This is a genomic window from Simiduia sp. 21SJ11W-1, from assembly GCF_024138675.1.
Taxonomy (GTDB): domain Bacteria; phylum Pseudomonadota; class Gammaproteobacteria; order Pseudomonadales; family Cellvibrionaceae; genus Simiduia.
In genome coordinates, this window is sequence record NZ_CP090959.1 from 537,581 (window position 1) to 558,795 (window position 21,215).

Genomic DNA, 21,215 nt, shown 5'->3' on the forward strand with positions numbered 1-21,215 from the left:
GAGCATCTATCGGTTTTGGCGATGGGTCTTAACTTACTACTGAAACCTATATCTCTACAATGCACGAAAAGGACAGATTTTTTCACCTAGAGGTCCCGTTCGGTCATGTCTGATGCATTGTGTTATCTCTCTGCCACAGAGGCGCTTACGCTGTTTGCTGCCAAACAGTTGTCGCCCGTGGAGCTTATGCAAGCATTGATCGACCGGGCCGATGCCACAGAGCCCGCCATTAACGCGGCCTCATTTCGCTTTAACGAACGCGCACTCGAACAAGCCCGCGCCGCGGAAACCCGCTGGCTGCGCGGCGAAGCCCGTGGCCTGGAAGGCCTGGCCACGGCCATCAAAGATGAAACCTACATCGAGGGCCAGGTGACCACCAACGGCTCGAAACTGATGGTGGATAATCTGGCCGATGTGACAGACCCGGTGCCCGAGCGGTTACTCGCCGCCGGCGCCATTGTGCATGCGCGCACCACCACGCCGGAGTTTTCCTGCGCGGGGTTTACCTGGTCTGATTTGTGGGGCGTAACCCGTAACCCCTGGAATGAGGCAGTGACCGTGGGCGGCTCCTCTGGCGGCTCGGCGGCCATGTTGGCAGCGGGTTCTACCACGCTTGCCAACGCCACCGATTGCGGCGGCTCCATTCGCATTCCGGCGGCTATGTGTGGCGTTGTGGGCTTGAAGGCATCTTACGGGCGCATTCCGGAAATGCCGCCCTACAATGCAGACCCTTACGTGCACCACGGTGTTATGGGGCGCTCGGTAGCTGACGTGATTCTCATGTACAACCAGGTGGCCGGCCCGCACCCGGTAGACATCACCTCCCAGTTACCCGATACCCGCCTGTTGCCCAATGACTACCCGGCACTCGCCGGCAAGCGCGTGGCGCTCTCGCTGGACCTCGGGTTTTTCCGCCTGGAGCCCGATGTGCGCCGCAACACCCTGGCGCTGGCAGAAAAGCTGCGCGAGCTGGGCGCGGTGGTTGAGTTGGTGGAAATGGATTGGACAAGCGAATGCATTCGCACGGCCCAAGTGCATCAGGGCAGCCTGCTAGGCACCATGGTGCGCGAAAAATACGGCGCTGCCGACCAGCGCGCACAAATGACAAGCTACGCGCGCCGCTACCTGGAGCTTGCCGACGCCGTAACCCTTGAAGATGTGTTGCAAGCTGATCGCTACGCGCAAAAAATGTGGGATTCCCTAAGCACTATTTTTGAGCGCTACGACCTACTGGTTTGCCCCACCACTGCCACCACCCAGGTACCCGCCGATTACGATTACAGCAAAGATCAAATGCGGGTAGACGGCGAACTGGTAGAGCCTGTTAAAGGCTGGTTCATGACCTACCCCTTCAATACCCTAAGCCGTTGCCCGGTGCTTTCTGTGCCCTCAGGCGTGGCCGATAACGGTGTGCCTACCGGTGTGCAATTAGTGGGCAAACCCTACCGCGAAGCCGACGTAGTGGCCGTAGGCTGGCACCTTGAGCGCGCCTTTGGCAACAGCTTTGCGCAGGGTGTAAGGCCGAGTATTTCCACGCACGCCACGGTTTAATGTCACCTAAATAAGCGCTAGAGGATTCGCTGTTTTATAGTAGCTTGGATGCACCTATAAATGTACTGCGTCTTTGTTGCTGACACGCTTTACCGCGCTTACTGACAATATTTTTCTCTTAAGCAACAATTTCAAATCTCATATTCAAACTTCATACTCAAATTTCATGCCGCCAGATTTGTGCGGCAGGTCTGAACGCAGAAAGTTATAAAAAACAGGGAAGGATGGGGCAGACAGTGGCGCAAAGGGTGTTGCATGCGAGTGCAAAAGTGTTTGGAATCACACTCAATGTGGCTATGGCTCCGGCCGCTGATAAATCTCGCTGGCAGATGCAGCCCACTTTTTTTGAGTCGGCAATGATTCGCTGTATTTTCAGGTGGGCGCTGGCACTTGTATTGTGTGCTGGGGGTGGCACCTTGCAGGCGGAGCAAGCTGTTACCCCCGCTCAATGGCGGGTTGAAGCAGAAAGGGATTTAACGGCAACCTACCTTGCTATCAAGCAGGCGCATCCCGGCATGATAGATGAAGAAAATCCGGGCTTCGTAGATTTGGTGGAGCGGCAATATCAGTTGGCGCGTTCAACGCTCCCAGACGTATACGATTATCAATCTGCATTGAGTGTGACGCGCTTATTTCTAGTGGCCTTTAAAGATGGCCACCTTGCCATTTCTGATGATGTGCGCCCTCATGGTGATGCCCCATTGTCGCCAGGCGTCGGCTTGCGCGCAGAGGGCGAGCGGCTGTTTGTCAATGCGCGTATGAGGCAGTGGCCTGTGCCACTGCCTGAATTAAACGACGAGCTGATAGCGTGTGATGGTCAGCCGGTAGCTGATCTAGTGGCCAATCATTGGGCGCCCTATGTAGAACTGCGAAAAGCGACCGATCACTATCCTGCTGCGAAAACAGCTTTTACCATCGTCCATAGCTTAAAAAGCCAATTTAAAACCTGTGTTTTTCGGTCTCCCTTGGGGAGGGCGCAAACCTATTCACTGAGCTATCAGGCAACGGAATTGGGTGAGCTGATAGGGCTACTTGCAAGCGGTAATCGGGCGGGTGCTGCCAACGGTTATGATTACCAAGATGGTGTTTTATGGGTGCGGCTTGTCAGTTTTTCACTCAATGCTGCATCTGCCGATGTGTTTGAAAAGATGTTGACGGCTATAGAATCATTACCCTATTTCCATACACTGGTATTTGATGTGCGTGGCAATGACGGCGGCAGCTCAACATTGGGCGATCGCATCTTCAAGGCTGCTACAGGTGGTATTGAGTTAAGCGAACAGCAGCAGGCGCAGCTGCCCTTGGCATATGCACAGTGGCGGGTCTCCGATTACGCTCTGGCCCGTATAGAGGGTTCCATTGAATTCTTAAAGGCTGCCTACGGCCCAGACAACGAAGATCTTGGATTTTACCAGCAGTTAAAGGCGGCAATGCAGGCGGCACAGGCCAAGGGTGAGGCATGGGTGAGCGCAGGTAATAGCTACCACCAATGGCAACGCGAAGCCTTCCAGGAAATGAATATACGGCCTAAAAAGTTTTCCGGAGATCTTGTGTTGTTAACGGATAATCGTTGTGCCAGTGCATGCTTGGATTTCGCAGATACGGTGTTGGCAGTGCCTGGCGTCAGGCACTTTGGGCAGGCCACAAGCGGCGATACACTGTATATGGAAGCGCCTGCTTTTCGATTGCCAAGTGGTAACCGGCTAAGAATGCCGTTAAAAGTATGGCGTGGCAGGTTGAGGGGCAGCAATGAAGTGTATGTGCCCGATCTGCTTATCGATTTCAACGCCCATACTGAAGAATCGTTGCGGGCGCATGTATTAAAAGCCTTGAAGGATGTTGAGTAATGAATGTTATTGCCCCACGGGCGGATGTATACCTGCAATTGATGGGCGAAGCCAACTAGCTTATGCGAGCAACAGGTCCGTTTGCTTTAAGCTATTCACAGCCGAATGGCACAAAATATATTCTTTCAGCCTCGTAAACTCATGGGAGGTATTGCGTGGCCCTGCGCATTGTTTCCCCATTTAAACTCTACTGCAGGAAATAGGTTTCGTTGCCTGTGCGGCAGGTGTTTACAGGTTGCGCGCGGTTGCTTCGATCCACCAGCCAGCATTCGTCATAAATTGAGCAATAACACAGCGAAATACGGGTGCTCGCATCTACTTCAAGTACTTGTTCCAATTGCTTGCCTTGGTATCTCAAGGGGGTAACCGAGGTGTTGGCCGGTATGGTGACGTTGCCAATGTGCGACTGGGTAATATCGTTAAAGGCGGGCAGCTCTGCCCAGCGCTGAACGGGCTTGCCTGCATGGCTCACCTGGGCATAGTGAATAATGGCTGGGCCTGTGCCTTTGTTATACACCGCGTAACTAAATTCTGTGCCGCTGAAATTGCGATAAATCTCGAGTTTTGGCCATACGGATGCGCGAGCATAGGCGCGAATAAATAGAAATAACTGCTGTAAGCAAGCCGATAAACAGGGCTGAAAGCGCCACAAGCATTTCAGGGTTTTTATACCAGGGGGTGTTGGTCATGGCGCCGCACCTTTGCGATAAATGGTCAAAAATCTGAGTAGTTAGGCGTCTATGGTAGCGCAGCGAGCCCTGGGCTCAAATAGTGGCTTATTTCTGCAGCTTGTCACGTGGGTTTGACTGTGCGGGGCCATGGCCAAAGGGCTGAAAGGTGCGCCGGTATCGCACAGAAAAAGTATGGCTTCTCGCGGCGCTAAAAGGCGCCAGTTGAAATAAACACAACTTGCCCCATTGGGATGTAACATAGCAGCCGTTTGTTCATCCAAGCCAACTCACACACCATACAGGGCAATACCATGATGAAATCTTTCGCAATCTGCTTTCTGCTTAGCCTGGCCGCGCTGCCGCTACAGGCGGCGGAGCTTGCACTACCCAAGTTACCTGATGCCAGCAAGCTCTCGGCGCCCGAGGCCAAGGCCCTTGGGTTGCGCGATGGCGGCGCGGGCCTGGCAGTGGGCACGGCGGTGCCGGCCTTTAAGGCATCGGCGCACACTGGTGAGCCGGTATCGCAAAAGGATTTGCTGGCGGCGGGTAAACCACTGCTGGTTATTTTCTACCGTGGTGGCTGGTGCCCCTATTGCAACCTGCAAATTCGCCAGCTAACAGAGGCCTACAATCAATTTGCCAAGCGCAATGTGGAGCTTGTGTTGATTTCCGCAGACAAGGTAGACGGCGCAGCCCTGGCCCAGCGCCGGTACGAGATCCCATTTCCTGTGCTGGCAGACCCGGAGCTTTCTGCCCACGAGGCATTCAATGTGGTAATGACGCTCTCGCCAGAGCTGGTAGAAACCTACAAGGGCTATGGCATTGATGTAGAGCAGTGGTCTGGCAAAACCCACCACAAGTTTGCGCTCGCCTCGGCGTTTATCGTGAACCCTCAAGGCAAAGTGCAGTGGGCCCATGTGTCTGAAGATTACAAATCCCGCCCTTCCGTCCCGCAATTACTTGGCGTGATCGACGGGTTGAAATAGCCAGGCATTACGCCGAAGTTGACGCTTTGATAGTTGCATTCCAGCCATGCCCTGCTGCGGGAATGCAACGCCCCTCGCCCCATTTCATTCGCTGCTACCTGCCTTGTTGATGCAAAGGTAGGCGGGCCACACGGGATTTCAAAGAGTCTGCACCTGCCGCCATAGGGGCGCGGCCGTACCTTTTTGCCTCTCAGCTGCTGTTTCTGGCCGCCCAGCATGCCCATTTGCCGGTGGTTACGTTGAATTGCGCGCCAAAATAGAATTTTAAATTCCATAAAGTTCAATTGACTGGAATATTTCCTTGCAATTTTGTCGGCATGGAATAATCTATTCCTATATAAGTTTTAATAAGAATATTTACGTCTGACATTCGTGTCTCACAGGCGCTTTGGCGCTCCATCCGTTGTAGCAGTGAAAACGCAGTGCTTTTCGAGGGCGGTGCCCCGGGCTCTGAAATCGAAATTTAGGTATTTGCTGGCGCCTTGGGCGCCCGCGCAGCTTTTACTTTGGGTTACCGGCAGGCGCAGGCCTTGCCAGGCGCTTGGCCAGTGCATGCGGCCATGTAAAACCTGAAAAGTTTACACAACCAGAAAAATAAAACGGGGATGCTATGAACCCATTACTTCGTGCAGCGCTTTTTATGGGCGCGCTGTTGGCCGTAGGCGCCGTGCTTTTTTGGCCTGCTGAAAATTCACCTGAACACACGCCTGTGCAGGGCAGTACGGCTGGCCAAGCCCTTGCTAGCGACCAAGCAGCGAAAGCTGCGGGCAAGGCACCGTCGCAGGGTGTGGCTTTAGCAGCAGCGCCGGCTGGCGAACACGAGCCCGGCCATGCTGGCCATGGCCATGATCATGAATACAGCCGCACGGTAAGCGCGGAATCCCTGGACAAAAGCCATTGGTTCGAGCCGGTGGCCATGCTGGATGCGCGCCACTTTGTGCCCTCGGTTACCGCATTGGAGTTGGCGGAGTCTTGTACAGAGCTGCCGGCTTTTGAGGGGGTAAACACCCTGGAGGAGAGCCTGAAAAAGCAGTTCGCCATTGATACCAGTGCCCACAGCCCGAACAACATGTTCTTCAAATCTATTACGCAGTTTTTCCAATTGCCTGATAGCTATTTGCAAATGACCGTGTTGTGGGAAATGGATTTGCCGGCCACTTACCGCTACGAATTATTCCAATCTACCGACCCGCGCTTTGAGGCGCAGGTGTCGCAAATTCCGCTGCCGCAGGCGCCGCCGCGCCATAAAGATACGCTGGCAACCTATCAATATTTGCAACAAATTCAGGAGTATTACCAGGCCCAGGGAGGTGTAGCGGGCGCTCGTATCTTCGAAGGTGAAATCAATGGTGAGTCTGAACCGGTGAGCATTACTACCGTTAACGGCAAGCCCACCTTTGTTAGCTCAACGTCATTGACTTGCCGTTCTGACGTAAAAAGTTCATCGGCTCAATGCCTCTGTACGGAATCCTAATCATGAAAAAATATCACAATAAATCGCAATGGCTGCTGCCATTTGCGTGCCTGGCTCTGGCCGGAATAGGCACGCAAGCTGCAGCAGATACCTATGTCACCAAGCAAGACACTTACTTGAAAGTGTCTACCGCGCAATCCTCCTCGCTGCCCGCCAGCCAAAAGTGCTTAGTGGCTAAAAACACCTTGGTGAGTGTGAGCTCGGCCACTGTATCGGGCACGCACTTGCAGGTAAGCCTTGAAAACGAAGTGGCCAATTGCAGCTTGACCTCCGGTTATGTGTACGAACCTCACATGGCACCCGAGGCCAATACCCTGGTGGTGCATTACGACACCACCTTCAAAACCCAGGCGGTGCAATCCAGCCAGTTGCCGGCCAGCAGCAAGTGCGACTTGCCCGTTGGCGTTTACACCAGTAGCCAGTCTATTGGCAGCGCCAGTGCCGCGCACTTTTACGTAAAGCTTGAAAATGCACCGGCCGCGTGCGGATTCAGCAACGGTTACGTTTACGAAGGCCACAGTGTGCGTGGGCCGCAAGCCTTTAGTGTAACCACCGCTACCGATCTTAAAATCAGCACAGCGCAAACCTCCGAGTTAACGGCCGCAGAAAAATGCGCGCTGCCGGTGGGTACTTATGTGTCGAGCATTCCGGTACAGGATGCCGATGCCGTGCACTACAAAGTATCCATTCCGGATATCGACAACTGTGCATTCAACGAAGGCTATGTGTACTTTGAGCACACCAACATGGGCCAGCCCGTTGATCCGGGCACGGCGGAAACCTGGGAATTCCCAATGCCTGATGGCGTTTTGGGAAGCGGCTGGTGTGTGTGCCGCAATGTGGGCACCAGCCCGCACATCGGCCAGGATATCTACAAATACAACGGCATGTCGGCCTCGGCCACACAAGACGGTGTAGTGACCGATATCGTGTTCTCCAGTAGCTGTGGTTACATTCTCTATCTGGAAGATGAGTACAACACGCTGTGGCGGTACGTGCACTTGAACTCGCCGTCGGTGGCCGAAGGACAAAGTGTCAGCAAGGGCCAAACCCTGGCGTCTATTTCAGCCTACCCCAATAGCAGTTGCGGCACCGGCCCGCATTTGCACTTCGAGCGCAGAAGCGCCGGCTACTTTGGCGATCAGGCTACCGGCAACAGCTGCCAGAACGGCTATCGCTCTTGCTATTACGACCCGATCAAACCCTGGCGTGCAGGTTACGTTCCGCCAGCTGGCGCCGCCTCTGCCAGTGCCCCGGCCGGCAGCGCGCGCCCCGATGGCTGTCGCATGGATGTGGGTGATTATGCGGAAGTTTCGCGCTCTGAGTTGAACGAGTACAAAGCCGTTTCAGCTAACAAAGTGGATGCAGATATCAAACGCGTACAAAACGTCGAAGGCCAATGGGTGCTTGAAGCGGCCTTCGCGCTGGCAGATAACCCCAAAAACCAGTGCGCTAACGGCAATTGCATTGTGAATTGGGCTGTGGTTACAGAAGACGCCTCGGGCAACGGCCTGCGCCGCGTATTTTTTGACAACAAGGTACGCAACTACCCGCTGGCACGCGATGCCCGCGAGGAATTTTGTGTGGCCGAACAATCACAGCGCTACTGGGTGCTCTACACCGATCAAGAGGGCAATCAACTCCGCGTAGGTGGCAACTTTAACGAAAGTGCCAACGCTAAACAGGAGCAATAATAATGAAAGCTTGGATACTCCAAGCGCTGATGCTGGTGGCCTTCGCGGCCCCAGCAGTTGCGCAATATAACGATACCCCCGCAGACTGGAAGTGCTACAACAAGGTGGGTGGCAACTGGATATTTGGCATCGCACCCTACGGTTGCGATGCCAGTGCCTTTGGCTCAGACAGCCATTTAACCACCAACTACCCGCCGGTGATTTTTGACACCACCAAAAATTCTACCACCGAGCGCAACCGCTACATGCAAGAGCTTTACGGCATGTTGTTGGAGTCGGGCGAGTACTACATGGAACGCAATAAGCCCTCTGCCTCCAGCGCAGAGGTGGATGCCTTCAAACACGCCGTGCTGGCCATTGCCCACCAGGAAAGTTTTTGGTCTCACTACCGCTTGGCCTCACAAGATAGCCGCTACAAAATGATGCGCGGCGACTACGGCCACGGCCACGGTTTAATGCAGGTGGATGATCGCTGGCACTATTTGGCGGCCAACCAGGGTAAAGGCTGGGAGCTGGTGAATAACATTTTTTATTCACTGGATGAATACTTTACCGCCTGGCAGCGTGCGCCCAACGAGTGGTGTTTAAGCTCTGCTACCAATTGGCGTGATCGCGCGCGTGCGGCTTACTCTGCCTACAACGGTGGCCCGTCGCGCATCTGCCGCTGGACAAATCCAGACGATGTGTGGGCACGCAATGATGTGGGCTTTGTAACCAAGTACGATGAGCAAAGCTGGCTGAACTATGTGAACGCCAGCCAGACGGATTCCAACATCGATGTGGTGTGCCTGGCCAACGGTGGCAGCTACTGCCCACCGGGTGCGCCGGCAGATACCAGTAACTGGGCTGGCAAACTGATTGAAACTGCCGATCAAAAAGCCTGTGTGTTTACCAATGATGTGCTGCACTGCGTAGAAGATATGCGCCACTCTGCGTGTTTGGTAAACCTTGGCACTTTTGACGCCAATCAGGTGTTGGAATTGCAAAGCGGCGATACCACAGGCGTGGCACAGCAAGTGTATGATCCGCATAACCTGTGCGCCGATAACATTGCAGGCCTGGCTGCTGTGGGCGATTTTATTTCGCTTTCGCAAGCCAATAATCTGCGCGTTACACCTAACGGCGAGTTAATCAAAGCGGTGCCAGCTTCAACGCAGGTACAGGTGGAAGACATTGTGGTATACGACAACGTTTCCCAAAACCGCTTTTACCAAATCACCTACCAAGGCAGCACCGGCTACATTTGGGCTGGCAATCAATCGGATTACAGCAGCTGGACGCAAACAATTGCCTCGGCTGATGTGCCCTATAGCATTCCCGTAGCGGGCGATCAGGTAAGCATTGTAAAAGATGCCATTAATCTGCGCGCCGTGCCCGGCGGCACAGTTCTGGGTACCGTGCCCATGTATGCAGTAGTGCCGGTAGTGGATTTGACTGTGCAAGGCACCGATAACCTTGTTTACCTGAAGGTAACCTACAACGGTGACACGGGTTACATTTACTCAGGTCAGGTGCGCCCGCAAAACACCATTGCAGATTGGGTTGCTCTGCAAGGTGAAGCTCCCGAGTTCCAGGCGCCTTACTGCCCATCGGGTTCCAGCTACGACTTTGATTTGATGGTGTGTAAAAACGGCGTTGATGCCTACGGCCCCTTCACCAGCACCATGACCAACAAGTGCATTAGCTGGGGTGGCGGTTCTTCGTGTACCTCAACGGTGAATGTCACCATTAAAGATAAAACCCTGTCTTTGCAGCGCTGGGCGGTAAACTGGTACCAGAGTATTCGCGGCAGCGGTGATTGCCCCGATGGCGCGAGCCGCAGCAGCAGTTATGGCAACCATTGTGTGGAGTACAGCAATGGCTCGGTGGCCCACGTATACGGCCCCTTTGGTGAAGGCCAGGTAAGCAACTGTGTGGCCGGTGGCGGCGGTGCAGCTTGCTACTCTAACCGCTGGAGCGCCTACGCCTATAACGCCTGGGGTAATTAAGCAGGCAGCTGTTTAATCAGCCAGTAATAGTGCAACTAGGTGAAGCCTTTCGGCTTCACCTGGGGGCAGGCACCTTGCGCCGCAGTCAATAGGTAACTATGTATCTGCGTATATGGGTATCTGCGTATATGGGTATCTGCGCGCCTTGATGCCCTTGCCTTGGCACTGTTTTTATAAAGAATAAAGGCACCCAAGCGGTGCCTTTGCCCGTTGTGATACACGGGAAGACTTGCGAATGCCCTGAACTTTCTTCAGGTTAGCATTTCGAACGAGAGACAAACGCTATGAAAAAAGTCCATGTGGGAATTTTAACTGCGCTGGGTGTGCTGCTTGGCGTGGGTCTGCTTTTTAGCGCGACGCCCTTGCAAGATTTGGAGATGCCGGTTGACGATGCCACGCCAACGGTAAAGCAAGCGGCGGGCGCAGATTTAGCTGAAACCAAAACGGGCCCTGCCACGGCAACATCCGCAAAGGCAGGCGTACCGGTTGCGCAAAAAGCCGCGCCAGCCAAACCTCAAGATGGCGAGGCACTGGCAGAGCATTACACCCGGGCATTTACCGATTTAAACCAATGCCATGAAACCCAGGCCTGCGACTTCCCGCAAACCGATCCCCGCGCCTATTACTTTGCCGTGGGCAAAGCCATGCAGAACATATTGCGTGAGGCAGAAGCGGATTATGATGCCGGCAATCTTTCAGAGGCCGCAGCCCAGGCCTTGGTAGCGCAGGCGGCCCGTCAACCGGATGGCCACGTGCGCGCGCAAGCCTTGGCACTTATTGCCAAGCAACCCGTTTCGGCCGAATCTTTTACCGCCCTTAAAAACCTGTTGGCAGATTCCACCGATGCATTGTTACTTGAAAAAGCCATGCCCCAGCTCATGCGCTACTACCAGGCAGGCTATCAGGCCGAAATAGATCAGCTGTTACAAACCCTTATCGCTTCCGGTGGCCACTTTGTGCGCCAACACCTAAGCGCGCATGTGGGCCCCTTTGTGACGCTGAGTAATATTGATCAATACCGCATGCTGCAAACACAACTGCCGCAAAACAGCTTGGAATACAAAAACCTGACCTCCGCAATTGCGGCGTTCGAGCGGGCGCAAGCAGAGCAGGGTTGAGCCAAAAGGCTTATTATTTGTGTATGGCTAGTGTGGGGAGGCAATAGCGGGATAATTTTCCTCTACCCCCCACTTTTTAAACAAGGCCTGCGCCCGGCCGGACTCGCGCAATGATGTGAGGCCTGCATCCAGGGCATCGGCAATGGCCTGGCTTTCCGCTGATGGAATGAACGACACATACAGCGCCTGGGTGCCCAGCTCGTAGCTGTGCAGGCGTTGCGCTCTATTGCCCGCCAGTGCGCGGGCAATGTCGCTTTTGTCGTCTATGTAGCAATCCAGCCGCTTGGCCAGCAGCATGCGAATGCCTTGCTCTGTGTGGTTGAGCTCCATGTCTTTGTTTACTTTAAAGTGCACGTCATAGTCGTAGCCACGGGGCCAGGCGTAGCGTTTGCCCACCAAGTGCTGGCGCAGATTTTCGGTTTGCTTTGGCGTGTGGCATAGAGCAACTACCCGCTCGGTATAAATAGGTACACGATTGGTAAAGCGCGGGGTTTGTGGGTCTACCTTATTGATAAGGCTTGCGCGATAGGTGCCAATTTGGCCGTGTACCTGGCCTGTAACCAGCAACTGTGTGGCGCGCGCCCAGGGCGTTGTCACAATGCTTACTGCATAATTGGGCAGGGCCTGATGAATCAGGTCTGCAAACAGCCCCTCGCCGTTTTCCTGCATGAGTGCGGGCCAGGTGTCTGAGGCAAAGTGCGCAACCGGTGTTTGGGCAAGGCCCGGTACAGGTGCGCTGGCGGCAAGCCAGATGAGCAGTAGCGCAAGCGTTGTGTGCACTTTTGGCATAGGGTGGTTTTGTGAGGTAAGCATGTTCGTGAATATAGCATTCAAGTATGACACTTGTATGACGCAGCCTTTGTACGTGTTCCCCACAGGTGATGTTCAGGGTAGAGTGTTTTGGTTAGATTTATAGTGCAGCTTTTAAGGCGTGGGAGGTTTTTGGTGAAGTGGTTAGCGGTAGGCGTGCTGGCAGTGGGTGCCCTTGGGTGTGGCGGTGGCGGCAGCAGCGACGGCGGCGGTGACCATGTGCACCCGGCCCCGGCAGACCCTGGCAATAGCAGCGTGACTGCCAGTGCTGTAGCGGGTGCCAGTTGCTTTGATAATATGGCAGGGCCTTTCCCTTGCCTGCATATGGATCGGGTTTCAGGCTTGCAGTTTAACGTGGAGGCATCTGATATTTGGGGCTGGCAAGATGAAATTAACGGCGATGATTACGCGTTTCTGGCGCTTACCACGGGCACAGCTTTCATTCGAATGACCAACCCTCAGGCTCCCGAGTTTGCCGCCTACCTGCCCACCGCAACACAAAGCTCGGGTTGGCGAGATGTAAAACTGATTAACGAGCATGCGGTGGTGGTAAGTGAAGCCCCCGGCCACGGCATGCAAGTGGTGCACATTAAAGATCTGGTAAACCGCAGCGGCGGCGAAACCATTGCTGCCATTCATCACTACCAGGAGTTCGGCAGCGCACACAATATCGTAGTTAATGAAGATACCAATTTCGCCTATGTGGTGGGCTCTGATACCTGTGGCGGCGGCTTGCACATGATAGACATGAACAACCCCCATATGCCCGTATTTGCAGGTTGCTATGAAGGCGATGGTTATACCCACGATGCGCAATGTGCGATTTACTGGGGTGAAGACACCGACTACCGGGGGCGCGAAATCTGCTTTGGTGCCAATGAAGATACGCTGACGCTTGTGGATGTTACCGACAAAACCGCGCCGCAATTAATTGCCAAAAGAAACTACCCGCAAGTAGGTTATACCCATCAGGGTTGGCTAAGCGAAGATCACAACTATTTTATTTTGGGCGATGAAACCGATGAGCAGCAATACGGTGTGAATACCCGCACTTTGGTATTTGATGTGCGCGATTTGGACAACCCGGTATTTGTGAGTGCCTTTAACAATACCACCGGCAGTATTGATCACAATTTGTATGTGAAGGGAAATCACGTTTATCAAGCCAACTACACAAGCGGTGTGCGCATTTTGCGCCACGGTAACCTGGCGCTGGGTGAGTTGCGTGAAGTGGCCTACTTTGATACCTGGCCTGAAAATAACAGCGTGTTGTTTGATGGTGTGTGGAGTGTGTTCCCGTTTTTTGACAGTGGCTTGGTGATTACCGCCAATATCGATGGGCAGTTTTTTATTTTAAACCCACAGCTTGAGGCTATACCCGAGTGTAGCGATGGCTTGGATAACGACGCCGATGGCGCCACAGACTTCCCGGCAGACAACAATTGCTCCAGCGCTGAAACCGCCTTTGAATCGTAGCGGTTCGGCTACTAAATAAGGGCCTACAAACGTGGGCCAGCTATTGGGTGGCGATGCACTGGTTGCCGTGAAAGCACAACTCAAAATAGGGCCAGTGCGGGCTTTGATAAAAACTTGGCGTCAAGCTGCCATCGGCACGCATGGCATCCAGCGTGGCTTTCAGGGGTTGTACCCAGGGTTCTTGGGCGGCCCCGCGCGACACATAAAGATCTGCATGCACCTCAAACAGCGGCAGCGCAATGCGTAGGGATTCCCCGGCAAAGCCTGTTTCGTGCATGGCGTAAAGTAGTGATTGTTTAGTGGCGGCCATGGCATCTATGCGGCCGGCTTTTAACATGCGCAGTGCCTGATCTACATGGGGAATGCTCACCCGCTCAAAGTTCGGGTTGTTATCAAAGGCCTCGCCGTACTTGGAGCCTCGAACATGGCCCACCACCATGCCGTTGAAGTCATCCAGTGATTTAAAATCTTGGGTGTTGTTGGCCATCACCACAATCACTATGGGTACCGTAAGTACATGCCCAAGCGATACCGCCGCTTCATTTGCCATGGGGCTGCTGAACATAACGGCCACATCGGCATAGCCTGTTGAAATCGCGTGAATCACGCGCGGGTAGGGCTGCAAGTTATTTTTATATTCGATGCCTGCGCGCGCAAACAGTGTGCGCTGAAAATCTACCAACATACCCTGGTGCTTGCCCTGTTGGTCGGCAAAGCCCCAGGGTTTTACATCGGATGTCACCACTTGGGGAATCTTGGGGGCGGTTTTATTGGCTGCGGGGTTTGGTGCCGTGGCGTTGGGTGCGTCGCCACAGGCACCAAGCAATATCATGAGCGCCAATGCCCAGCTTGCATGCAAATGTTTGTATAACCTCGGCACTTTACTTTTACCGGGTGCGACTGCGGGCATAGGGCCAATCCTTTAGGCGTCTTGTGTGAGCGTGGTGGCCCTTGGGCCCGGGTGGCCTTATAAGACCTTTGGTGACTTTAGTATGTTAGCCAATCTTATCTACCGGTGCGGTATTTGCCTATTGGCTGCCGGCAGTTGGTTGTGGGCACTTGTTGCAGGTGGCGTGTTGGGGCGGGTGTGGTTTGGGGTGTGGCAATGCATGGTTGAGCAGCGCAAGGCCCCTTTGAAAAGGGCCTTGCTGCAAGCATGTTTAAAATCAGGCGCCGGCGCCTTCTTGAGTAGCCGGGGGCGTGGGCAGGCCGTATTCCAATGGCACTTTTTTAGGGAAATACTTCGCCAGCAGCGCCAACAAAATTGCCTGGGTTTGGATGTCGGCCTCGCCATCTACCTGCCATGGGCGGAAGTGATATTGAAAAGCTTTTACGTACAGCGCGTAATCAAGATCGGTGGCGGTTTCAGGCACTATGCCGTAGCCGTAGGCGGCCAGCCATTCAGCCACCTGAGTTTGTTCCGGGGTAAGCGGCTGTGGTTCTGGCTGGCTTGGGTCTGGTGCAATAGTGGCCGTTTGCGCGCGAAACTTGCCGGGCTTGCGCGTGTGGGCCTCGGTAAATTGGGCGGTTTCCGCACTTGGGTTCAGTGCCGCCACATAGGCGCGCGTGCTTAGCAGATCTGTGTAGTGGCGAACCGTGTCGTCATCGTACCAGGCGCCTACGCCGGCTTTGGCCAGTTGCTGCCAGGGGAAACGCGGGCCCGGATCATTCTTGAAATAGGGAATAATGTCGCCGTGGCCAACTACGCGGGTGGGGGTGATTTCGGGGTAGCGGGCCAGAATATCCTTTGACAGCTTGATCACCAGCTGAATTTGCTCCGGGTCGAAGTCGGGAAACAGGCACTGGCTTTTCGGTAGCGGAGGCAGGTTGGCCGCGTCACTTGTGGCGGCCGTTTGCGGAAGCTGTTCCAAATCTACCTTCGGGCGGTGGCAGCTGGCTAGGTTAACAATTTCAATGCCAATGGATTGATCGTTGAGCTGCTCGCGATCTTCCCAGCGGCTGGGGCCCGCATGCCAGGCGCGATTGTGTTCTTCCACCAGCTGAAAAACTTTCAGCTCATCGTGGGGGTAGGTTGGGTCGTTGTTTTCGGGCACCAAATAGTGGGAGCTTACCGGCCGGCTGGAAGGTTGGGTTAATGCCCGTAGCGAGCGCTCGAAATTAATGGCGGTAAAGTGCATTACCAGAAACCGTACGCGCTCGTTGGTATTGGCTGATTCAACGGTTTCTGTCACGTATTCCTTGGAGGGGCCGCTGGCGCAGGCGGTGAGCCCCGCGCACAGGAGTGGTAACAACACTTTACGAACTTGCAGCATGAAGACCTCAGGTTAAATGGCTGACAATTTTTACGGAATTATATATTCTTTCTTGATTAAATAAACAGAATAATCCATTATTTGTGCTCGCGGTACCGCACCGCGAGCGTTTACACCTTGCGCTCATTCCTGTGAGGTAAAGCATTGTTGTTGATCCGCCGCTCTCAGGGGGTCAATTCAGCATATTCCCTCTGCCGGCGTTAAGCCGGCATTTTTTTGAAAGTATTATTCGTAATTGAAGCGGTGGCTTGAATAATGTATTCTTTTGCCGTGTAGCCTGCTGCGCGACCGCTTCTACTATAGAGATTAGAACCCAAATGAGGGCAGTGAAATGATAAACGCCGGCCGCGCAATGCTGGGCGCTTTGGTGGTTTTCAGCCTGTTGGCGTGCAACGCACAGCCGGGCCGGGCAGCCACGGAATCAACCGCTTTTAGTACCGATGTGCCAGATATATCCGAGCCAATGCTGGAGGTTAACTTCTGGCTTGAGCGGTTGCAGGCCGATGGGCAGGTCATGTCTGAGGCGGAGGTGGCGCAATTTAATGCGGCGCTGTTTGCCAATAACCCGCATATGCACAGCATTCTACGCTGGCCTGATAAGTTAACGGCGCAACAGGTGAGCAACCTGATAAACAGCGTAAGCCGCGCCGCCAGCAGCCCCCGCTACTTTGCTGATGGTACACCGGTGAGTGCAGAGGTTTACGCGCGTTGGCAGGCGGCGGCCAATAGCCAGGGGCTCAGTGGTGAGGTGCCCGTGCGTTGGGGCATGGTGGTTGCTCGCGCGCACATGCGAAGCTTCCCCACCGATGAAAAAATATTCAAGCAGCCCAATGACCTGGATCTGGATCGCCTGCAGGAAACCGGTGTGTTTCCGGGCCAGCCGCTCGCGCTGTTGCATGAAAGCGCCGATGGCAATTGGTGGTTTGCGGTGAACTATCACTACGCCGCCTGGCTGCCCAAGTGGGCGGTGGCCACGGCAAGCAAGGCGCAACTTAAGGACTTTGAGGCAGCACACCCGCGGCTCTTGGTGACCGGTGCCCAGGTGCACACCAATTTTAACCCCGTTGATGCACGGAGCTCACAAGTGGCGCTTGATATGGGGGTAAGTTTGCCGCTATTGAGTGCAGCCCAGGTGAATCACAACGTGCACGGGCAAAACCCCTTTGCAAGCTACGTAGTGCAGTTGCCCGTGCGCACCGCAGACGGGCAGCTGAGCCTGACACCTACGCTCATTGCGCGCTCGCGCGATGTGCACGTGGGCCATCTGCCCTTTACCCGCGCCAATGTATTGCGCCAGGCATTCAAGTTTTTAGGCGAACGCTACGGCTGGGGGCACGATTATAACGGCCGCGACTGCACGGGATTTGTGGGCGAAGTTTACAAGAGCTTTGGGCTGCTAATGCCCCGCAACTCGGGCCAGCAGGGCGAGAGTGAGTTTGCCGAAAAATGGGATTTAGCCACGGCCTCGCGCGCGGAAAAACTCGACGCCTTGGCGCGCATGCAGGTGGGCGATCTGATTTACATACCCGGCCACGTGATGATGTACATAGGCTCAGTGAACAATGCGCCCTATGTGATTCACGATGTGACCGGTATGAGCTACTTCGATGGCCGTGGCGATTTGTATCAGGGCCGTTTGTCGGGTGTGTCGGTAACACCTTTATTGCCGCTTAGGCTTTCGGCCGAACGGGATTTTATAGACAGTATTTATGCGATAAAAGCAATTCGCTAACGGAAGAAACCATGAAAATTACTGATATTCGCTTGGGCATGCTCAAGGTGCCGTTGATTACACCATTTAAAACGGCCATGCGTACCGTAGAGCATGTGGAAGATGTGGTAGTGCAAATTGAAACAGACACAGGCCTTGTGGGCTACGGCAATGCGCCCGCCACCGCGGTAATTACCGGCGATACCCACGGCTCGGTAATAGAGGCAATTAATACCATTTACCGCCCGTTGCTGCTGGGCCGCAACATTGAAGAGCTCAACCGGCTTACAGGCGAAATTCAGGCGGCGCTGGTTAAAAACACCAGTGCCAAGGCCGCGGTTGAAATTGCCCTGTACGACTTGTTTGCGCAAAGCTACAAAACCCCGCTGTATAAAATACTGGGCGGTGGCGAAAGCAGCTTGACCACAGATATCACTATCAGCGTGGACTACATCGATAAAATGGTGGCCGATGCACAAACGGCCGTGGCGCGCGGATTTGAAATTCTGAAAATCAAAGTGGGCAAAGATATTCGCCTGGATATCGAACGCATTAAGGCCATTTATGCCGCCGTTGAAGGGCGGGCGCTGTTGCGGCTGGATGCCAACCAGGGTTGGACTGCCAAACAGGCAGTGCACGCCATCAAAAGCCTGGAAGATGCCGGCGTATTGCTAGAGCTGGTTGAACAGCCGGTAAAAGCCCACGATCTGGAAGGCATGCGCTACATCACCGAGCGCGTTCACACGCCCATCATGGCCGATGAAAGCACCTTCGGCCCCATTGAGGTGATTGAGCTTATCAAGCATCGTGCGGCCGATATCATCAACATTAAACTGATGAAAACCGGCGGGCTTTCCAATGCCATTAAAATTGCCGACATCGCCTCTGTGTACGACATCCAGTGCATGATGGGTTGTATGTTGGAAACCAGTATTGGCGTTTCGGCCGCAGCGCACGTGGCGGCAGCAAAGTCTGGTATTGTGCGCAAGGTTGACCTGGACGTACCTTCGCTATGCCAATATGATCCCGTGATTGGCGGTGTAAGCTACAAAGATGCCGATATCATCCTTAATGAAACCCCGGGCCTTGGCATTGAAACCATTGAAGGTTTGCAAATGCTTTAACTGCCAAGGTGCGGCGAGAAATCACCATGAGTTGCTTACTGAAAATGCGCGCCATGCGCGATGAAATGTCGGTGAATGAGCGCAAGCTTGCCGATTTTATTTTGGGCAATACGCCCTTGCTGCGGGATTATTCATCGCAACAGTTGGCTGATGCAGTGGGTGTGAGCCAGTCTTCGGTGGTGAAGTTTTCCCAAAAACTTGGCTATAAGGGCTACCCGAGTTTGAAGCTCGCGGTGTATGAAACCTACGCAGCCAACAATAGCGCAGATGCTACCCCCGGAAACGGTTTCTCTGATACCGGCCTGCCGCTCAGTGAGCTGGGGCAGAAAAAGCTTGAAGCGCTTGAAAATACCGTGCGCATTAACGATGCCGGCCAAATTCAAAAGGCCGTGGCGGCAGTGCGCAGTGCGCGCTGCATTCAGGTGGCCGCCTGTGCGGGTTCTGCCTCGGTTGCGCGCTACCTTACCATGCAGCTACTGGAGCTTGGCTATTGGGTGGTATTTGATAGCGACATCACGCTGCAAAAACGTGTGGCTGCAAACATTGAAGAGCGCGATGTGTTGTGCATTGTGTGCGACATGGGGCGCGAAGAGCCGCTTATCGATGTGGCGCGCAAGGCCCGCGAGCGCGGCGCGCAGGTGTTGAGCCTTACGCGCTACCATCACAACGCCATTAGTATGCACGCAGACATCAACCTGTTCGTCATGCCCGCAGAAGATGAGCGGGTGCTACAGAATTTGTTGTTCCGCTCGGCGCAACTTCATTTGGTGGAAAGCTTGGTGGCGGGCCTGCTGTTGGAGGCCGAGCGGCCTGCCTGAAACCTTAAAAATACATCAAGCGCCGCAGGGCGCTTTTTTTATGGGCGCAAATATTTTGCGGTTGCGGCTTTTGGCGTGGGCTTTAGTGGCCCCAGTGGCTTAAGCGGCGCGCACCGGCCCGTGGCCGGTGGCGAGGGGGTTAGGGTGTGTCGATTTGCTCCCAGGTCAGCGAGTAATCCCACTGGTCGAAATAGAGGTTGCCGCCGCGCCACTCCACTTCACCGCGCTGTGAATCTACGGTTTCCGAGCGAAAGTGTCGCTTGGCTGGCACAAAGGGCTGGCTGTAATCGGTGTTGAAAATTAACCGGAAGGCATCGAGCCTGCCCAGGTAAAACCACTGCAGGCGTGGGTCATTACTCGCCAGTTGGCCGTGGGTGACATCCATGGGCAACCAGCCGTAGGGCGCCAGATAAAACTCGGCCCAGTCGTGCATGGTATCGAACCCGCCCGGGCCGAACTCCCAGCCCGATTGCCAGCGGGTGGGAATACCTTTAATGCGCATTAATGTCATCAAAAGCAGGGTTTGCTGGCCGCAGTCGGCGCGGCCCTGGGTGTGTGCGTATTCGCTGATATTGCGAATGGTGGAATATTCGCGCGCGCTGGCCCAGGGGATTTGGTCCACATCTGCAAACAATTTCTGGGCGATGCGGTAGGGGTTGGTTTCAAGCCCGGCGGCCTTGTTGGCGCGGGCAATCAGTGCGGGCGTGAATTGGATGTGTGGTGGGCGCTCGCCCAAATAGGGTGCCAAGGCCTGTTGTTCTTCATCTGTTAGTGGCCGCACTTCCTGCGCCTTGGGGGTTAGCCCGCGCGAAAGGCTATCGAAGGCGTATTGCACTTCAAAGCGGGTGGGTTTGCCCGCCTGGGCCTCCTGGCTAAACGCAATGGTACGCTGGGCGGTGCTGTTAGGTGCCAGCTGGTAATGCGCAGGGCTCGCGCTCAGGAGCGCTACCTGTTCCTGGGCGCCGGGCAGGGCCTTTGGGAAGGGCAGCCAGGCGGTGAGCGTTTCACCGGCGGGCACGGCATCGGCATCCACGGTGAGTGAGTAGCTTACGCGGATGCGCTGGCGCAGGGGCTGGGCCTGTTCGATCAGGGTTTTGTGGTGATCATGCAGCCGGTAGAGGGGGCCCTTGTCGGTAAAGCGGGTAACCTGGGGCGCGCGCTTGGCTGCGGCGTCATCGGTTTGGATCAGGTTGTAGGCGCCGCGCTTGAAGTAGCGGGTTTCACCGTTGATTTGCTTGGCCTCAAAACGGCCCTCGGCCAGCCACTGGCTGATTTCAGCCTCGGTGGCATCTGGCAGGTAGCTCTGCACGCTGGCCCTGAGTGCGGCTTCATCCAGGGTAAATTCGCGCTCGATGCGTGCCATGCGTTCGGCTTCGAAGGCGAGTTCAGGGATGGGGGCGCGTGCGTTCAGGCGCTGGATTTCCGCTTTGGCGGCGCTGTACTGGCCGCTGTCTACCAGGGTCTGGATCTCGCTCACAGCTGTGGGTGTGGCATTGGCGTGGGTGGTTAGCAGGCCTTGGTACAAAAGGGCGCCGCAAAGGGCGAGGGGGAGGCGTATCACTTAGGTCTCCAAAATAATTTATTCTTCAATAAGGAATATTTTATGTTTACAAGAATTTTTAATGTTGATAAATTATTCCCATGCCTTTGCTGCGTCAAGGGGTAGCGCACGTC

17 protein-coding genes are annotated in these 21,215 nt (G+C 54.7%); 11 read left to right on the top strand and 6 right to left on the bottom strand.

Going from position 1 to position 21,215, the window contains the following annotated elements:
* The first annotated feature begins 105 nt into the window (after positions 1 to 105).
* Positions 106 to 1,551 carry an amidase gene (locus L1F30_RS02300; RefSeq protein WP_253358854.1) on the top strand — a complete coding sequence of 482 codons (1,446 nt, stop codon included), beginning with the start codon at positions 106 to 108 and terminating at the stop codon, positions 1,549 to 1,551.
* Positions 1,552 to 2,189: 638 nt separating this feature from the next.
* Entirely contained in the window at positions 2,190 to 3,398 is a 1,209-nt protein-coding gene (locus tag L1F30_RS02305; RefSeq protein ID WP_253358856.1) for a S41 family peptidase, read from the top strand.
* A gap of 187 nt (positions 3,399 to 3,585) precedes the next feature.
* Here the strand turns inward: L1F30_RS02305 and L1F30_RS02310 are convergent, their stop codons facing one another.
* Both L1F30_RS02310 and L1F30_RS02315 read right to left on the bottom strand, forming a co-directional pair.
* Complete coding sequence (locus L1F30_RS02310) at positions 3,586 to 3,915, bottom strand: hypothetical protein (protein ID WP_253358858.1); 330 nt, start codon at positions 3,913 to 3,915, stop codon at positions 3,586 to 3,588.
* A gap of 7 nt (positions 3,916 to 3,922) precedes the next feature.
* Positions 3,923 to 4,087, bottom strand: coding sequence for a hypothetical protein (locus L1F30_RS02315; protein WP_253358864.1), 165 nt, complete (start codon positions 4,085 to 4,087; stop codon positions 3,923 to 3,925).
* A 293-nt stretch (positions 4,088 to 4,380) separates the two neighbouring features.
* Between L1F30_RS02315 and L1F30_RS02320 the strand changes: the two genes are divergently transcribed.
* From L1F30_RS02320 to L1F30_RS02340, 5 genes are all read left to right on the top strand, one after another.
* Complete coding sequence (locus tag L1F30_RS02320; RefSeq protein ID WP_253358866.1) at positions 4,381 to 5,055, top strand: peroxiredoxin family protein; 675 nt, start codon at positions 4,381 to 4,383, stop codon at positions 5,053 to 5,055.
* Positions 5,056 to 5,665: 610 nt separating this feature from the next.
* On the top strand, positions 5,666 to 6,529 hold the full coding sequence (locus tag L1F30_RS02325) for a hypothetical protein (RefSeq protein WP_253358868.1): 864 nt from the start codon (positions 5,666 to 5,668) through the stop codon (positions 6,527 to 6,529).
* A gap of 2 nt (positions 6,530 to 6,531) precedes the next feature.
* Positions 6,532 to 8,223, top strand: coding sequence for a M23 family metallopeptidase (locus tag L1F30_RS02330; RefSeq protein WP_253358870.1), 1,692 nt, complete (start codon positions 6,532 to 6,534; stop codon positions 8,221 to 8,223).
* Positions 8,224 to 8,225: 2 nt separating this feature from the next.
* The gene (locus tag L1F30_RS02335) at positions 8,226 to 10,211 is read left to right on the top strand and encodes a hypothetical protein (protein WP_253358872.1); all 1,986 of its coding nucleotides are present in this window, start codon (positions 8,226 to 8,228) and stop codon (positions 10,209 to 10,211) included.
* Positions 10,212 to 10,495: 284 nt separating this feature from the next.
* Positions 10,496 to 11,329, top strand: a complete 834-nt coding sequence (locus L1F30_RS02340; RefSeq protein ID WP_253358873.1) for a hypothetical protein — start codon at positions 10,496 to 10,498, stop codon at positions 11,327 to 11,329.
* Between the two features lie 27 nt (positions 11,330 to 11,356).
* On the opposite strand, the gene L1F30_RS02345 is transcribed toward L1F30_RS02340, so the two are convergent.
* The gene (locus L1F30_RS02345) at positions 11,357 to 12,118 is read right to left on the bottom strand and encodes an ABC transporter substrate-binding protein (RefSeq protein WP_253358875.1); all 762 of its coding nucleotides are present in this window, start codon (positions 12,116 to 12,118) and stop codon (positions 11,357 to 11,359) included.
* Between the two features lie 156 nt (positions 12,119 to 12,274).
* Between L1F30_RS02345 and L1F30_RS02350 the strand changes: the two genes are divergently transcribed.
* Entirely contained in the window at positions 12,275 to 13,615 is a 1,341-nt protein-coding gene (locus tag L1F30_RS02350; RefSeq protein ID WP_253358877.1) for a choice-of-anchor B family protein, read from the top strand.
* A gap of 40 nt (positions 13,616 to 13,655) precedes the next feature.
* On the opposite strand, the gene L1F30_RS02355 is transcribed toward L1F30_RS02350, so the two are convergent.
* Complete coding sequence (locus L1F30_RS02355; RefSeq protein ID WP_253358879.1) at positions 13,656 to 14,525, bottom strand: ABC transporter substrate-binding protein; 870 nt, start codon at positions 14,523 to 14,525, stop codon at positions 13,656 to 13,658.
* A 256-nt stretch (positions 14,526 to 14,781) separates the two neighbouring features.
* A complete protein-coding gene (locus L1F30_RS02360; protein ID WP_253358881.1) occupies positions 14,782 to 15,888 on the bottom strand; it encodes an N-acetylmuramoyl-L-alanine amidase in 1,107 nt (368 codons plus the stop codon).
* A gap of 331 nt (positions 15,889 to 16,219) precedes the next feature.
* On the opposite strand from L1F30_RS02360, the gene L1F30_RS02365 reads away from it, so the two are divergent.
* Genes L1F30_RS02365 through L1F30_RS02375 form a run of 3 tightly spaced genes read left to right on the top strand, consistent with a single transcriptional unit; the run spans position 16,220 to position 19,541 of the window.
* Positions 16,220 to 17,620 (top strand): SH3 domain-containing protein, encoded by a 1,401-nt coding sequence (locus tag L1F30_RS02365; protein WP_253358883.1) that lies wholly within the window; start codon positions 16,220 to 16,222, stop codon positions 17,618 to 17,620.
* Positions 17,621 to 17,631: 11 nt separating this feature from the next.
* Positions 17,632 to 18,723 (top strand): dipeptide epimerase, encoded by a 1,092-nt coding sequence (locus tag L1F30_RS02370; RefSeq protein WP_253358885.1) that lies wholly within the window; start codon positions 17,632 to 17,634, stop codon positions 18,721 to 18,723.
* 26 nt (positions 18,724 to 18,749) lie between these two features.
* Positions 18,750 to 19,541: a MurR/RpiR family transcriptional regulator gene (locus L1F30_RS02375; RefSeq protein ID WP_253358886.1), complete on the top strand. Its 792-nt coding sequence runs from the start codon at positions 18,750 to 18,752 to the stop codon at positions 19,539 to 19,541.
* A gap of 139 nt (positions 19,542 to 19,680) precedes the next feature.
* On the opposite strand, the gene L1F30_RS02380 is transcribed toward L1F30_RS02375, so the two are convergent.
* Positions 19,681 to 21,102 carry a transglutaminase-like domain-containing protein gene (locus L1F30_RS02380; RefSeq protein ID WP_253358887.1) on the bottom strand — a complete coding sequence of 474 codons (1,422 nt, stop codon included), beginning with the start codon at positions 21,100 to 21,102 and terminating at the stop codon, positions 19,681 to 19,683.
* Positions 21,103 to 21,215: the final 113 nt, after the last annotated feature.